Raw genomic sequence first — 15,199 nt, 5'->3', positions numbered from 1 at the left:
TGCCAAGGGACAACATGCGATATATCCATCTTACTCCTCTCATTACCGTGCTGGCCGGACTGTATATGCCACCCACACTGGCAGATGCCCTCAGAGATTCAGGCGAAGCCTGCGATAACGAGGAGCCTTGCATTACATCGTTGCCGCAAATCACAGTAACCGGTTATGACATCGCCACCGGGGTTCAGGTCATCGATCAGACGTTGATCGAGCAGCTACCCACAGGCGAAGGTAACCTGGCCGACCTGCTGCGCATCAATCCGGCAGTGGATTTTTCCCGCAACGGCCGAGGCTCTGCCAACAGCGGCATCATGCGCCCGGAGGAGTTTTCTTTCCATGGTCAGCCGTACTACCAAAACCTGTTCATGATTGACGGCATCGATACCACCAGCGATATAAACCCCGGTTCCGGCGGCGACCTATTCAGCAGTCCCAGTCTGACCGGTGTGATCGGTGGCAGCTCACCCCAGGGCTACTATCTGGACGTGGACCTGCTGGAACAGGTAGAAGTCTACGACAGCAACGTGCCCGCCAGCTTCGGCGGCTTTGCCGGCGGGGTGGTCAGCGCCAAGGTGAAGCATTACGACGGCAACGACTTCGTCAACCTGCGCTACGGCATCCAACGTGACGAATGGGAATCCTTCCACATCGATGCTCGTGACGAGGAAGAGTTCGACACAGCTGACAGCTATAGCGCGGAATACACCCCTATTTATCGCAAGGACAACTACACCTTGTCTGCTCAACAGGGCATCGGTGAGGATACCGGCCTGACCCTGGGTGTCAGTCGACGCAGTTCCAATTTCCTGCAAAGCTACAGTGATGGCCTGGACATGCTGCACCGGGTTTACTATGACGACCGAATCGACAACCTGCACGCCAAGCTGGATCACCGCTGGCATGAGCGACTGCACACCAGCTTCAGCCTGAGGCATTCCGATCGTAGCCATGACGGTCTGACCTCCACCCGCTATGACGACATGTTCACCAAGAGCCACAGCAGCTGGGGCCTGGGTGGTAATCTGGAATACACGCTGGACTCCGGTGCCCGCTTCAACCTCGATATGGCGCTGGATCGCATGAGCGACGAGCTGGACAGCGGCAGCAACCTGTTCACACGGCACGAGTCACTGGAAGGCATCCTGCCAACCCAGTCCGGCGGCTATGGCGATACCAACCAGCAACAGACTGCCTTTTCCCTGTCACCCGAACTGGAGCTGGCTCCCATGGCCTGGGGCAACAGCCGCCATAACCTGATCATCGGCGGCGACCTGAAATACACCGAAAGCTTCTATGAGCGACCGGAAGGCGCCTTCTTCCGCGAATACAACTGTGTCGTCGACAACGGCAGCAACGGCTGCATAGACCAGAATGGCAGTGGTGACAGTGATTTTGGCGACGAATATCTGGCTCGCGCATTCGACTACGGCGCCGGCAAGGTATCACTGGACTTCACCACTGCAGCCCTTTATCTGGACGACCGCATCGAGCGGGGCAATTGGCAGTTCCGACTCGGCCTAAGGGCCGATTACAACAGCTGGCTGGAAAACCTGGATGTCGCACCCCGCCTGAGCGCGACCTGGGATACCTTCGGTGACGGCAGCACCCGACTGACGGCCGGGGCCAACCGTTATTACGGGCGCAGCTTCCTGCGCTATGCCATCAATGATGTCATTCGCAGCTGGAACACCCTGACCTATTACGACACCAACGGGAACATAACCAAGACAACCACCTACGCTGACCTCTCCCGCAGCAACAATCTGGCTACCCCCTATTCAGATGAGCTGATGCTGGGTTGGGCACAGCAACTGGGGCCCTTCAACAGCAGCCTGAAACTGGTGCGTCGTGCCAGCCGTGACAGTATCCGTCGCAACGAGGACGACGACGGCAACTACTACGACAACAGCGGCAGCAATGACACCGATAGTATTACCTGGACACTGGATCATGCCGGTCACCCTTTGAAATTAGCCGGCACTGAAACGGTCGCCAGCCTGTCCGTCGGCTGGAAACAAACCGAATCTGACCTGCAAAGCGATGACGCCTATGACCAGGAACCTAACCCTGTCTATTACAAGGGCCGCGTCATCGATGGCAGCGAGTTGCCCGCCTGGGATTACAATATTCCGCTTAACATCGGCCTGAGCACTATTACACAGGTCCCTGCGTGGAACCTGACCTGGTCCAATTTTGTCAGCTTGCGCAGTGGCGGCACCATCGCCCGTGACAACGGCGACAACTACACCGACAGTGATGGCAGCCGATACGATATCTATGAGGATTACACACTGGCCGACCTGGTGACCCTGGACACCAAAGTGCAGTGGAAACCGCGCCTCTGGTCATCCAACCAGGGTTATCTAATGGTCGAGGTCAGCAACCTGTTCGATCAGGTGGTTAGTACCAAAATCAGTCGCTACGACAGCATCAGCGATACCTACACTCCCGGCCGCAAGGTCTGGCTGGAAGTGGGCATGCGCTTCTAACGTTTTGAGAGAGCAGAGCAGTCCGTCATCCGGGCTGCCCAGCCATATTGATTCAGGAGGTCAGGCCTTGGCCTTGGCGATCTCCCGCAGCCGCTTCACCACCTGCGCATTGATGCTGCGCTGGGTGAAGTGGCCGTCTTCCTTACGCACACCGGCGGTGCGACCCATCAGGATCTCCAGGCACTCATCCACGCTGGCCACGGCGTAGATGTGGAACATGCCATCTTCCACCGCCTTGACCACCTCGGCCTTGAGCATCAGGTGACGCACATTAGCCTTGGGAATGACACAGCCCTGCCACCCGGTGAGCCCACGGGTTTTGCAGAGGTGGAAGAAGCCCTCGATCTTCTCGTTCACCCCGCCAATCGCCTGTACCTCGCCATACTGGTTGATGGAGCCGGTAACCGCATACTGCTGGCGAATCGGGATATGGGTCAGGGCAGAGATCAGGGTACAGATCTCTGCCAGTGAGGCGCTGTCGCCGTCCACATAACCGTAGGACTGCTCCATCGCCAGGCTTGCCGAAACCGCCAGCGGAAAATCACTGGCGTAGGTGTGTCCCAGAAAACCCGAAAGTATCAGAACACCTTTGGAATGGATCGGCTGGCCCAGTGTCACCTCACGTTCAATATCGATAATACCCTTGCTTCCGGGATGCACCGTGGCGGTAATGCGCGCCGGGCTGCCGAAGGAGACGTCGCCTACCTGCAGCACCGTCAGGCCGTTCGATTTGCCAATCGCCTCACCCTCGGTATCGATCAGCACCGTTTCATTGAGAATACTTTCCAGAATTTTCTCTGACAGCCTGCCGGTGCGGCGCTCCTTGGCCTCCAGCGCCAGCTCAACATGTTCGGCATTGATCAAGGCATCATTCTGTTCGCGACGGCGAAAATCCGACTCGCAGAGCAGGTCAACCAACTCCCCCACATGGGCCGACAGCAATTCCTGATCACCCGCCAAGCGAGAGCTGTGTTCAACAAGGCGTGCCACTGCGCGCCGAGTCAGGGGCGCAAGGCTTTCTTCCTGCGCCAGCGTTTTCATCAGCCGCGCATACTGACGGATGGAGTGGGGGGTACGGTGCACATCCTCGTCAAAGTCCACCACCACGCGGAACATCTTCTCGAAGTCGTGATCCAGTTCCTGCAGCAAATAGTAGGTTTCACGTTCACCTACCAGTACCACCTTCACCTTGAGTGACGCTGGCTGCGGACTCAGCGTGATCGCGCTGATGCCGGTATATTCGCTGATCGGGTTTTCGATGCGAATCTCATGAGACTTGAGGGCACGCTTAAGCGCACTGTAAACGAATGGCTGTTCCAACAGCTTCTCCGCTTCCAGCACCAGATAGCCGCCATTGGCGCGATGTAATGCCCCCGAGCGGATAAGGGTGTAGTTGGTGACCATCGAGCCCATTTCGCTGACGTATTCCACCCGACCAAACAGATTCTCGTAGCTGGGATGCGCCTCAAATACTACTGGTGCACCCTTGGTTTTGTGGTTATCGACCAGCAGGTTCAGGCCATAGTTCTGTTCCAGATATTCCCGACGCATGGCATCGGTCTTGGCTTCAAGCGGGCTGTCATCGCCCACCAGATCACCCGAGTTACGGATCAGATCACGCTCTATGTGGTTCAGGTAATCCACAATGCTGTTGATATTGGCGTACTTGTCTCGCAGCGGCTGAACAAGCGGCTGCACGGCCTGTCGTGCAGTTTCTCGGTCCAGCACTTTCATCTGTTCGGCCGCGGTACGGCGCCAGACCGGCAGACCGGTCAGGCTGTCATTCAGCATCTCTTCCAGTTCTGAGATATGCGCCTGGATCGCATCTCGATCTTCTTCAGGCAACTGCGAGAACACCGCTTCATCCATCGCCTGCCCATTGCTGACCGGAGTAAAGCCTACCGTTGCGCCATCCCGATAGACAGCAATGCTGTATTCGCGCCCCTTGCGTTCCACCTGATTGAGGGCGTCGTCGTAATGGCGATTGAACTCGCGCTCAATCTGGCTTTTCATACGCTGGTAAGCGGGGTTTTCAAATGCGGCCGGCAGCTCGGTCAGCACAGTATCCAGCAGCTGACGAGTGTCGCGTTTGAGCTGGGAAGCCCGTCCGGCGGGCAGTTCAAGCACGACAGGGTAGCGGTTGTCATTCAGGTTGTTGATGTAACACCAGTCGCTGGGCTTGCTCTGCTTTTTGGCCGAGCTTTTCAGGCTGTCCATGGCAAAGGAGAAACGTCCCGTATGCGGATTGCCCATTACGAACAGGTTATAACCCGGCCGCTGCATGCCGATGCCAAAGGCCATGGCTTCGATGGCACGGTCCTGTCCGAAAAAGCCGGTGAAGGGCTCCAGTGACTCGGTGGTTTTGAAAGGAAGGAGTTCGGGATCGCAGTTGCGATAGAGCGCCTCGGGCGCCAGGGGCAGATGCTTGTCCATGCGCGCACTCCGCAGACAGAGAATGTTTCTCTGTTATACCGCCTCACAATTGATTGATGCAAGGCGGTTGCGGGAAAAGGCTTTGAAATTCAGTGGGCTGTCAGAGACTCGCGCAGCGCCTGAATAACAGGAGTCGTATCGGGACGCACACCGCGCCAAATCAGGAAGGCTTCAGCGGCCTGCTCGACCAGCATCCCAAGACCGTCCATGACCCGGCCCGCGCCCTGGGCCTGTGCCCAACGGCAGAACGGAGTGGGCTCGGCACCATACATCATGTCATAGCAGGCTGTGTGAGCACTTACTGTCGCTTCGGGAACTGGCGGCAGCTCTCCCTGCAGGCTGGCAGAGGTGCCGTTGATGATCAAATCAAAGGCAGTCGCCGGAATGGCATCAAAACCACAGCCTGTTACACCGGCGGCCGAATCAAACAACTGCGCCAGTGCTTCGGCTCTGGCAGGGGTGCGGTTGGCGATCAGGATAGAGCTGGCACCCGCAGCCAACAGCGGCTGCAATACGCCACGAACGGCGCCACCGGCACCGAGGATCAGCACCCGAGCACCCTCCAGGTCGACTTCATTATTGTCGGCCAGATCACGCACCAGACCGACTCCATCGGTGTTGTCACCGGCAAGGCGGCCATCTTCGAGGCGATACAGGGTATTGACCGCGCCCGCCAGCTCAGCGCGTTCACTGCGCCACTGCGCCAGCGCCCAGGCCCGTTCCTTGAACGGCACCGTGATATTCAATCCCTTGCCATTGCCCTGCAAAAAATCCTCAACAGCCGCTTCAAACGCATCCTCATTAATATGCTCGGCGCTGTAGCTCAGATCCTGTGCCGTTTGATGCGCGAAACGAGCATGAATCTGAGGTGATTTGCTGTGGGCTATCGGATTGCCAAACACGGCGTAGAGGTCGGTCATGTTATACATCCAGCCAGTTGCGCGGTTTCAGGTAACGTTCATAGAGCACGGCTTCCTCGGTGTCAGGCTCAGGCTGCCAGTTGTAGTCCCAGCGCACCTCCGGCGGCAACGACATCAGGATAGACTCGGTGCGCCCCCCAGACTGCAACCCGAAGAGAGTTCCACGGTCATATACGAGGTTGAACTCCACATAGCGGCCACGTCGGTGCAGCTGAAAATCACGCTGCCGCTCACCATATGGCATATCCTTGCGTTTTTCGATGATCGGCACGATCGCCGGTACATAGGCATCGCCGATGGCTCGCATCAAGCCAAAACTGTCGTCAAAGCCCAGCTCATTAAGGTCATCAAAAAACAGACCGCCGATACCACGTGGCTCCTGACGGTGCTTGAGGTAAAAATAGTCATCACACCACTGCTTGAAACGCGGATAGATATCGTCACCGAAAGGAGCACAGGCGTCGTGCGCGACCTGATGCCAGTGTCGACAGTCATCGTCGTTGCCGTAATAGGGAGTCAGATCGAAGCCACCGCCAAACCACCAGACCGGCGCTTCTCCTTCCTTCTCGGCAATAAAAAAGCGCACGTTGGCATGGGAAGTGGGTACATAGGGGTTGTGAGGATGGATGACCAGTGACACACCCATCGCCTCGAAGCTGCGACCGGCCAACTCTGGACGGTGAGCCGTTGCTGAGCCCGGCAACGCCTTGCCATAAACGTGAGAAAAATTGACCCCGCCTTTTTCAATCACGCCGCCCTGACTGATTACTCGACTGCGACCACCGCCGCCTTCGGCACGTTCCCAGCTGTCCTCAACGAATCGCGCCTTGCCATCAGCCTGCTCCAAAGCAGCACAGATACGCTCCTGCAGATCGAGCAGATAACGTTTTACTTCTTGGGTATCAGGGACGGACATATATAATCTCCATTCTCAAGAAAGTAAGTATTTACTTTCGCTATAGAGCTTTAAATTTAGAGCACTCATCGTAGCCAAAAGACTGAGCAGGCAAAAAAAGGGCGCGCACCTTATAAAACAACACCCGTAGGCGTAGTCAACACTTACTTCGCCTGCAGGCCTTTATGAAACAGCCTGGATGAATAGCTCAACTTGCCAGCTGAGCCAGCGCCCATTCGGCAACCACGCTGTCTTCTTCATCCAGCTGAGCACCCAGCGCCTGCAGGCTTTCAGCAAGAGTAGGCACATCAGGCCGACAGATGTTCACGTGACCTACCTTACGCCCCGGACGGATCTCTTTGCCGTACCAGTGTACATGCGCACCCTGTACGCTCAGCCATTCGCGCTTCCAGTTGCGACCCAGCAGGTTGTACATAACCGAGACATCGCTGACTTCGGGGGTGATCAGCGGCAATCCTGCCAGCGCGCGCAGGTGCAGCTCAAACTGGCTGATGCTGGCACCTTCCTGAGTCCAGTGACCGGAGTTGTGCACTCTGGGTGCCAACTCGTTGACCAGCAACTTGCCGTCCACCACAAAGCACTCCATCGCCATAACACCGATGTAGCCTTCGTCATCCATGATGCGCCCCAGCCAGGCTTCGGCATCACGCTGTTGTTCGGCGGGTATGGGCAGGCCGGCAATGCTGGCACGCAAAATGCCGTCCTGGTGCCAGTTGCAGGTAAGGGGGTAGAACACTTTTTCACCTGCGGCATTGCGGGCACCGACCAGTGAAACCTCATGGCTGAACGGAATCATCGCCTCGGCAATGCACTCACCTGCCCACTCGGCTTCGGGTTGATCGCCTTTCTGCCAGCGCCACTGACCACGGCCGTCATAGCCACCACGGCGGCGTTTGACGATAACGCGTTCGCCAACCGACTCCAGCTGTGCCTGCAGATCATCGCCTTCGAGGGACAGCCAGGGGGAGGTCGGTACCTGCAGACGATCGAGCAGCGACTTCTGCCGCTGACGGTCGATCACCATATGCAGGGCAACCTTGTTGCGAAAGTTGGGGTGCTGTTTAAGCTGCAAGCCGCTGACGCTGTCAGACCAGTGTTCGATCTCAACCGTGATCACATCATCCGCACGCAGTTCCAGCTGCACGTCAGCGTTGGGATCAACCGGCATCACTTCCAGTTGCATGGGTGCACCGGCCTGCTGCAACATCTGGCCCAACTGGCCGTTACCGGCTACGACGATTCGTGGCAGCATCACTCAACCTCGCGGATCGGGATTATCAAGTACGGTTTGTGTCTGAGCCTGACGCCAGGCTGCCAGGCGCTGTCCCAGCGCGGAATCTCGAGTCGCCAGAATCTGGGCGGCCAGCAGACCGGCATTGAAGGCACCGGCACCACCGATGGCCAGAGTACCGACCGGTACGCCTCGCGGCATCTGCACAATCGACAACAGGCTGTCCTGACCGTTGAGCGCCTTGCTTTGAACCGGAACACCCAGCACCGGCACCAGCGTCTTGGCGGCAATCATCCCGGGCAGGTGGGCAGCGCCACCCGCACCGGCAATGATCACCTCAATACCGTTGGCAGCAGCGGTTTCGGCAAAGCGGAACATTTTGTCAGGGGTGCGATGGGCTGACACCACTTCTGTGTGATACTCGACACCCAGGGTGCCCAGAATTGTTGCCGCCTCTTCCATGGTGGGCCAGTCTGAACGTGATCCCATCACGATCGCCACTTTTGCGCTCATCGGTTATCTACTCCCGTCATCACTCTGACAGCACCGGCCGCCTGGCGGCTCCGGTACAATCCGGTCGGGTTTTCCGGCCGGACCGGAAAACGGAAAGGCGGAATTATAGCAAGCACTGAGGCAAAATTCCCCACTGGATCAGCGGATACGACACACCCGTGAGGCGGTCAGTTCTATCAGACCTTCCAGTTGCAGCTGCATCAGCAGCGCCTGCAGGCGAGGCAGGGGCAAATCAGACTGGCCGGCCAGCGTATCCAGCCAGATCGGTTCCCAGGGAATTTTTTGCAACAGCTGCTGCAACTCAGGTGCCAATGGCGAGCTTTGCGAAGAAGCCTGATGACGAGTCGGCTCTTGTACCAACAGCCCCAGAATACTGCCCACCTGTTCAACCACGTGGTCAATCGTTTCAACCAGCGTGGCTCCCTCCCGAATCAGCGCGTGGCAGCCACGGCTCAGCGGGTTGTGGATAGAGCCCGGGATGGCAAACACTTCGCGCCCCTGTTCCAGGGCTTGTCGCGCGGTGATCAGGGAACCGCTGCGCAACGCAGCCTCCACCACCAGCGTACCGATTGACAGGCCACTGATAATTCGATTTCGACGTGGGAAGTGCCCCGGCAGCGGTGCTGTTCCTGGCGGGTATTCCGATACCAGCACACCGCCGCTGGCCAGAATCTGCTCTGACAGCCGTTGATGGCGCCGCGGATAGATGCGATCGACCCCGGTCCCGAGTACGGCAACGGTGGCACTATCAACATCCAAACATGCCTGATGTGCCGCCGCATCAATCCCCAGTGCAAGGCCGCTACAGGCGATGACACCGGACTGCGCAAGTGCGGAGGCAAAATCATATGCCAGTTGTACGCCACTTCGACTGGCATGCCGACTGCCGACAATGCCCAACTGCGGCACATTCAGTGCTGCCACTTCCCCCTTGATCCACAGTACCAGCGGTGGGTCTGGAATAGCCGCCAACAACTCGGGGTAATCGGCGTGGCTGAACCCCAACACCTTAATGCCCAGTGTATCAGCCTGCTGCAAGAGCTGATCCGCCTCAGTGAATCGGGCGCCTTGATATTGGAACTGGTGTATCGCCTCGAGCGTATCGCGGCGTAACCGAATGGTGGAGGGCAGGGCGATTTCGGCTCTGAGCAGCCGTGTGATGCAGACACCTTCCTGGCGGAGTCGCGCCAGCGTTGCCGGGCCAATACCCGGCAGTTGGCTGGCAGCGATCCACTCCCTTGGATCGCTCATAACTACTGTTCCTTAACGTCCCGGGGCGCGCAACTCGTCGCCGACAGAGATCACATTGGTCGCCTTGAGTACCAGACCGTAGCTGACACGCTCGAACGCCTTGAACACCATCAGCTCACCGGCACGCTCCGCCGGCAGCGCAACAACCTCTTCCGTCACCGGATCCTTAACCAGCTCGCCTTTTTTGTAAACCGCGAATACATGGCCAGGCTCAACACCATCCGCTGCACCGAAGCTCAGTGCCACGGCGTCAAATTGACCAACCTTAGCGACACCACCCAGTACATCAATGATAACAGCGTCGGTCAGATCAGGGCCCGGCTGAGGGTGGAAGATTGACTGAATTCGCTCTTCTCCACTGGGCAGCAGGCGATCCAGTTTACGCACCTCTTCACGGCTGTTACGAAGATCCAGTGTCAGGATGTCCTCATCTCGAGATGTAATCTGCGCATCTGCCACCTTGTACAGCTCAAAGCCCAAGAACTCACCGGTTACAGGATGATGGTATTCACGCGCCGGACGATAAAGGCTCTGGATCTGGATATTTTCATCTACAGGTATGCCACGGGCGTACACGCGATCACCTGCCCCGGCGATAATGCTCTCGTTGCGACCACCGATAACATAGGGAGCTGTTTCAACCACATCCTGCTCTGTCACAATATTGTCGTTCAGGAAGCTTGCGATATCGCGCAGTGGAATCGCCGGAATCGGCTGATCCAGGGGCTGAACCCTAACCTGCGGGCTCAGTTTGCGAACACCGCGCCTGACGCCCAGTCGCGGCTGGCCATCAACCCATGTCAGGTAAACCACATCGCCTGGATAGATCAGGTGAGGGTTGTCAATCTGCGGGTTAACATCCCACACTTCGGGCCAGCGCCAGGGGCTCTGCAGAAACCGGCCTGAAATGTGCCAAAGAGTGTCTCCCTTGACTACAACATATTCTGTCGGGTGCCCATCCTGGAGCTGTATCCGGTCGGCACGTTCCGCTGCGGTCGCGACACCCGCCCATAACAGGCAGGCCCCGACCAAGCCATAAAGCAATCCTCTCATTCTTCCGCTCCCTTGTAGTTTCTGGCCCGGGCAACCCGCCACACAAGCGTGCTTGAAGGCCGCAAAGCAATGCATCAGGCAAGTTATTCAGTATAATGATGGCAGATCAAACTTTTTGCCACTAAACAGCCGGATTTTAACCTCCGACAAAGCAGATTACCTATGGCCAAGCTCAATATTCTTGAATTTCCTGATCCGCGTCTACGCACCATCGCGGAATCCGTCGAACAGGTTGATGATACGATCCGTCAACTGGTCGATGATATGTTTGAAACCATGTATGACGCCCCGGGTATCGGTCTTGCCGCCACTCAGGTAAATGTACACAAGCGTGTCGTCACCATCGATATCTCTGAAGATGGCAGTGAGCCTCTGGTGCTGATCAACCCGGAGTTCACCGTATTGCAGGATGAATTGGAGCAGATGCAGGAAGGCTGCCTCTCTGTACCCGGTTTCTACGAGGATGTTGAGCGTCCCAATCGCATCCTGCTTAAAGCGCTGGACCGTGACGGCAACCCTTATGAGCTGGAAGCGGAAGGGCTGCTGGCCGTGTGTATCCAGCACGAACTGGATCATCTCAACGGCAAGTTGTTCGTAGATTACCTGACTGCGCTCAAACGCAATCGCATTCGCGGCAAGCTGGAGAAAAAGCACCGGCTTGAAGCCCATCAGGCCTGATCCGGCCACGTGTTCTTAAACAGGTTTGCACACGCAAGCCTGTTTTTGTATGGAGCCCAACCATGAGTGATACACCGCTGCGCATCATCTTTGCCGGCACCCCCGATTTCGCCGCCAGCTGTCTGGATGCCCTGCTCAAGACCAAACACAACATTGTGGCAGTTTATACTCAGCCGGACCGCCCGGCAGGGCGTGGCCGCAAGCTGCGTCCCGGCCCGGTCAAGGCACTGGCTCAACAGCATGACCTGCCGGTATTTCAACCTCTGTCACTCAAGGACCCGACTGAGCAACAGGCACTGCGCGAACTGAACGCAGACCTGATGGTGGTAGTGGCATACGGCTTACTGCTGCCACAGGCAGTTCTGGATGCACCACGTCTGGGTTGCATCAACGTACACGCATCTCTGCTGCCGCGCTGGCGCGGGGCCGCTCCGATTCATCGCGCCCTTCTGGCTGGTGACAACACAACCGGGATTACCATCATGCAGATGGACGCCGGCCTTGATACCGGTGACATGCTGAGCAAGGTTGAATGCCCGATTCTGGCTGACGATACCAGCGGGAGCCTGCATGATCGTCTGGCCGACCTTGGGGCGAGAGCACTGGTGGAGTGTCTTACACCTCTTGCAGCCGGCACACTTGTTCCGGAAGTGCAGGATGGCAGCCAGGCCTGCTATGCACACAAGCTGGAAAAGCAGGAAGCACAGATCGACTGGTCGCAACCTGCAGAGCTTATCGTACGCTGTGTACGTGGTTTCAACCCATGGCCGGTGGCGTATACCCGCCTTGGCGATGACAACCTTCGAGTGTGGGCCGCTACCGCGGACCTCCACGAACCTGAAGCAGCCGTACCCGGCACCATTGTCGAATCCTCTGCCGACACCGTACGCGTGGCCACCGGCAAAGGCAGTGTATTACTGACCGAACTGCAGCTGCCCGGTGGCAAACCACAACCGATCAAAACGCTCATGAACGCCCATCAGGCACGCTTTGCTACTGGAGTTAAACTTGGCTGATTCCATCAACGTCCGAGCGCTGGCCGCCAAGGTACTGGCCCCCTTGCTGCGTCAGCATGGCTCCCTCAGCAGCCATCTGCCCGATGCCCTGCAGCACTGCCCAGAACAGGACCGAGCCCTGTTACAGCAACTCTGCTTCGGCACCATGCGAGAACTGTTCCGGCTTGAGGTAATTGCCGACAGCCTGTTGAAAAAACCCTTTCAGGACCGTGACTATGAGCTGCAGGCCCTGCTGTTAATCGGGCTATGGCAGTTGCGCCACAGCCGCATTCCAGCTCATGCCGCGCTGAACGAGACCGTCGATGCCACATCAGCACTCAACCATGACTGGGCCCGCAAGCTGATCAACGCAGTACTGCGTCGCTACCAGCGTGAAGCTGGACAGCTTGAAGCAGGGTTTGCAGACAATCCACAGTTCCACTGGAACCACCCGCAATGGATGATCAGCAAACTGGAGCACAACTGGCCTGAACACTGGCAGGGAATTCTTGCTGCCAATGACCAGCAGGCCCCCATGACCCTCAGGGTTAATAAGCGCCAACTTACACTGGAGAGCGCGCAAAGCAAGCTGCAGGGCGCAGAGATACCCGCTCAACAGGGCCATTTCAGTGATACCGCACTGGTGCTTGAGCACGCCGTAGATGTACGCCGTATTCCCGGTTTCGATCAGGGCTGGTTCAGCGTACAGGATGAAGCCGCTCAGTTGTCGGCCGGGCTTCTGGACGCAAGAGCAGGGCAGCGCGTATTGGATGCATGCGCCGCACCTGGTGGCAAACTGTGCCACCTTCTTGAGGCCACACCTGGCCTGCAGGATGTTGTCGCCGTCGAACTGGAACCCGCACGAGCACAACGCATTACCGATAACCTTATGCGCCTGGGACTGGAGCTTGAATGCCGACTGCTGACCGCTGACGCCACCAGTCAGGACTGGTGGGACCGACAACCCTTTGACCGCATTCTGATCGATGCACCCTGCAGTGGCACCGGTGTAATTCGCCGTCACCCCGATATCAAGCTGTTGCGCCGTGGCGAAGACATTAACGCACTGGCACAGGTACAACTCAGCATCCTCAGCAACCTCTGGCCGATGCTGGCACCGGGCGGACGCCTGGTGTACGCCACTTGCTCGGTATTCAGCCAGGAGAATGAGCGCATCATTGAGCGCTTCATCAAACAGCACCCTGATGCATGCCATGTGCCGATTAATGCCAGCTGGGGCATATCAAGGCCTTACGGCCGCCAGCTGTTTCCTCAACCTGGAAGCCATGATGGCTTCTATTATGCTGTTCTGACCAAAACGGAGGAGCGCATAGCCTCATGAAGATCATCATTCTGGGTGCCGGCCAGGTGGGCGGATCTCTGGCTGAACACCTTGCCAACGAAGCCAATGACATCACCGTTATTGATACGGATACAGCTCGTCTGCGTGAACTCCAGGATCGGCTTGATATTCGCACAGTAGAGGGCAAGGCTTCCTATCCATCCGTACTGGATCAGGCCGGCGCACAGGATGCCGACATGTTGATTGCGGTCACCAACAGTGACGAGGTCAATATGATCGCCTGTCAGATCGCTCGCGGACTGTTCAACATCCCGACCAAAATTGCGCGCGTGCGTGAGCACGATTACCTGCAGAAAGATCACGCCATCTTCAGCAGCGACAAGGGGATTCCGGTTGATGTTCTGATCAGCCCAGAAGAGCTGGTGACCCAACACATCAAGCGTATGATCCAGTACCCCGGTGCACTTCAGGTATTGGACTTTGCGGGTGGGCAGGCCCAGCTGGTAGCGGTCAAGGCCTACTATGGCGGCCCACTGGTAGGGCGTGAAATATCCTTCCTGCGTTCGCACATGCCTAATATCGACACACGTGTTGCCGCTATTTTTCGTCAGGACCACCCCATGATCCCCAAGGGGGACACCGTCATTGAAGCCGATGACGAAGTGTTCTTCATCGCGGCACGGCGCGATATCCGTGCAGTGATGAGCGAGCTACGCCGCCTGGACCGCTCCTACAAACGCATCATCATTGCCGGTGGCGGCAATATCGGCGCTCGCCTGGCAAGCTCTATTGAAAATGACTATCAGGTCAAGTTGATCGAACGCAACCTGTCACGCTGCAATCTGTTGGCACGCGACCTCAACAACACCATTGTGCTGCACGGCAGTGCCTCCGATCGTGATCTTCTGATTGAGGAAAACATCGAAGACACGGATGTGTTCTGCGCCCTGACCAACGACGATGAAGCCAACATCATGGCCTCCATGCTGGCCAAACGCCTGGGGGCACGCACTGTGATGACCCTGATCAACAATCCAGCCTATGTCGATCTGGTGCAGGGCGGCGTTATCGATATCGCCATATCACCCCAGCAAACCACCATTGGCGCACTTCTTACACATGTCCGCCGTGGTGATGTAGCAGCCGTGCATTCGCTGCGTCGCGGCGCCGCTGAAGCACTGGAAGCGGTTGCTCATGGTGACCGCAAGAGCTCCAAAGTGGTTGGGCGCGCAATTGAGGAGATCGATCTGCCACCGGGTACCACGATCGGTGCCATCATCCGTGGCAATGAAGTCTTGATCGCCCACGACGATCTGATCATCGAGAACGATGATCATGTCATTCTGTTTTTGGTCGATAAACGGCGTATTGCGGAAGTCGAGCGCCTGTTCCAGGTAGGCCTGGCTTTCTTCTGAGG

At 57.3% G+C, this 15,199-nt stretch carries 12 protein-coding genes; 5 read left to right on the top strand and 7 right to left on the bottom strand.

The window, feature by feature from the left end:
• Positions 1–14: 14 nt before the first annotated feature.
• On the top strand, positions 15–2,489 hold the full coding sequence (locus ACAM29_RS14735) for a TonB-dependent receptor plug domain-containing protein (RefSeq protein ID WP_369624562.1): 2,475 nt from the start codon (positions 15–17) through the stop codon (positions 2,487–2,489).
• A gap of 60 nt (positions 2,490–2,549) precedes the next feature.
• On the opposite strand, the gene ACAM29_RS14730 is transcribed toward ACAM29_RS14735, so the two are convergent.
• The 7 genes from ACAM29_RS14730 to ACAM29_RS14700 all read right to left on the bottom strand — a co-directional run bounded on the left by ACAM29_RS14730 (position 2,550) and on the right by ACAM29_RS14700 (position 10,806).
• Entirely contained in the window at positions 2,550–4,922 is a 2,373-nt protein-coding gene (locus ACAM29_RS14730; protein ID WP_369624561.1) for a Lon protease family protein, read from the bottom strand.
• Positions 4,923–5,011: 89 nt separating this feature from the next.
• Positions 5,012–5,842, bottom strand: coding sequence for a shikimate dehydrogenase (gene aroE / locus ACAM29_RS14725; protein ID WP_369624560.1), 831 nt, complete (start codon positions 5,840–5,842; stop codon positions 5,012–5,014).
• 1 nt (position 5,843) lies between these two features.
• Positions 5,844–6,758, bottom strand: a complete 915-nt coding sequence (hemF, locus tag ACAM29_RS14720) for an oxygen-dependent coproporphyrinogen oxidase (RefSeq protein WP_091827506.1) — start codon at positions 6,756–6,758, stop codon at positions 5,844–5,846.
• A 187-nt stretch (positions 6,759–6,945) separates the two neighbouring features.
• Positions 6,946–8,010: a 5-(carboxyamino)imidazole ribonucleotide synthase gene (gene purK / locus ACAM29_RS14715; protein WP_369624559.1), complete on the bottom strand. Its 1,065-nt coding sequence runs from the start codon at positions 8,008–8,010 to the stop codon at positions 6,946–6,948.
• A gap of 3 nt (positions 8,011–8,013) precedes the next feature.
• Positions 8,014–8,502, bottom strand: a complete 489-nt coding sequence (purE, locus tag ACAM29_RS14710; RefSeq protein WP_369624558.1) for a 5-(carboxyamino)imidazole ribonucleotide mutase — start codon at positions 8,500–8,502, stop codon at positions 8,014–8,016.
• A 138-nt stretch (positions 8,503–8,640) separates the two neighbouring features.
• Complete coding sequence (gene dprA, locus ACAM29_RS14705) at positions 8,641–9,753, bottom strand: DNA-processing protein DprA (protein WP_091827509.1); 1,113 nt, start codon at positions 9,751–9,753, stop codon at positions 8,641–8,643.
• Positions 9,754–9,765: 12 nt separating this feature from the next.
• On the bottom strand, positions 9,766–10,806 hold the full coding sequence (locus ACAM29_RS14700) for a LysM peptidoglycan-binding domain-containing protein (RefSeq protein ID WP_091827510.1): 1,041 nt from the start codon (positions 10,804–10,806) through the stop codon (positions 9,766–9,768).
• A gap of 162 nt (positions 10,807–10,968) precedes the next feature.
• On the opposite strand from ACAM29_RS14700, the gene def reads away from it, so the two are divergent.
• The 4 genes from def to trkA all read left to right on the top strand — a co-directional run bounded on the left by def (position 10,969) and on the right by trkA (position 15,197).
• Positions 10,969–11,484, top strand: a complete 516-nt coding sequence (gene def, locus ACAM29_RS14695) for a peptide deformylase (protein WP_091827511.1) — start codon at positions 10,969–10,971, stop codon at positions 11,482–11,484.
• Between the two features lie 62 nt (positions 11,485–11,546).
• Positions 11,547–12,500 (top strand): methionyl-tRNA formyltransferase, encoded by a 954-nt coding sequence (gene fmt, locus ACAM29_RS14690; protein ID WP_369624557.1) that lies wholly within the window; start codon positions 11,547–11,549, stop codon positions 12,498–12,500.
• On the top strand, positions 12,493–13,821 hold the full coding sequence (gene rsmB / locus ACAM29_RS14685; RefSeq protein ID WP_206837678.1) for a 16S rRNA (cytosine(967)-C(5))-methyltransferase RsmB: 1,329 nt from the start codon (positions 12,493–12,495) through the stop codon (positions 13,819–13,821). The genes fmt and rsmB overlap by 8 nt, the downstream gene beginning before the upstream one ends.
• Entirely contained in the window at positions 13,818–15,197 is a 1,380-nt protein-coding gene (gene trkA, locus ACAM29_RS14680) for a Trk system potassium transporter TrkA (protein ID WP_206837675.1), read from the top strand. The genes rsmB and trkA overlap by 4 nt, the downstream gene beginning before the upstream one ends.
• Positions 15,198–15,199 lie beyond the last annotated feature (2 nt).

Origin of the sequence: Marinobacterium sp. BA1 (genome assembly GCF_041155135.1) — a bacterium.
Taxonomy (GTDB): domain Bacteria; phylum Pseudomonadota; class Gammaproteobacteria; order Pseudomonadales; family Balneatricaceae; genus Marinobacterium; species Marinobacterium iners.
This window is presented reverse-complemented; position numbering and strand designations above follow the sequence as displayed.

What these genes read in the sequence shown, in the direction of transcription:
- ACAM29_RS14735 (WP_369624562.1), top strand. Translation starts at nt 15, where the DNA reads ATGCGATATATCCATCTTACTCCTCTCATTACCGTGCTGGCCGGACTG.
- ACAM29_RS14730 (WP_369624561.1), bottom strand. Translation starts at nt 4,922, where the DNA reads ATGGACAAGCATCTGCCCCTGGCGCCCGAGGCGCTCTATCGCAACTGC.
- aroE (WP_369624560.1), bottom strand. Translation starts at nt 5,842, where the DNA reads ATGACCGACCTCTACGCCGTGTTTGGCAATCCGATAGCCCACAGCAAA.
- hemF (WP_091827506.1), bottom strand. Translation starts at nt 6,758, where the DNA reads ATGTCCGTCCCTGATACCCAAGAAGTAAAACGTTATCTGCTCGATCTG.
- purK (WP_369624559.1), bottom strand. Translation starts at nt 8,010, where the DNA reads ATGCTGCCACGAATCGTCGTAGCCGGTAACGGCCAGTTGGGCCAGATG.
- purE (WP_369624558.1), bottom strand. Translation starts at nt 8,502, where the DNA reads ATGAGCGCAAAAGTGGCGATCGTGATGGGATCACGTTCAGACTGGCCC.
- dprA (WP_091827509.1), bottom strand. Translation starts at nt 9,753, where the DNA reads ATGAGCGATCCAAGGGAGTGGATCGCTGCCAGCCAACTGCCGGGTATT.
- ACAM29_RS14700 (WP_091827510.1), bottom strand. Translation starts at nt 10,806, where the DNA reads ATGAGAGGATTGCTTTATGGCTTGGTCGGGGCCTGCCTGTTATGGGCG.
- def (WP_091827511.1), top strand. Translation starts at nt 10,969, where the DNA reads ATGGCCAAGCTCAATATTCTTGAATTTCCTGATCCGCGTCTACGCACC.
- fmt (WP_369624557.1), top strand. Translation starts at nt 11,547, where the DNA reads ATGAGTGATACACCGCTGCGCATCATCTTTGCCGGCACCCCCGATTTC.
- trkA (WP_206837675.1), top strand. Translation starts at nt 13,818, where the DNA reads ATGAAGATCATCATTCTGGGTGCCGGCCAGGTGGGCGGATCTCTGGCT.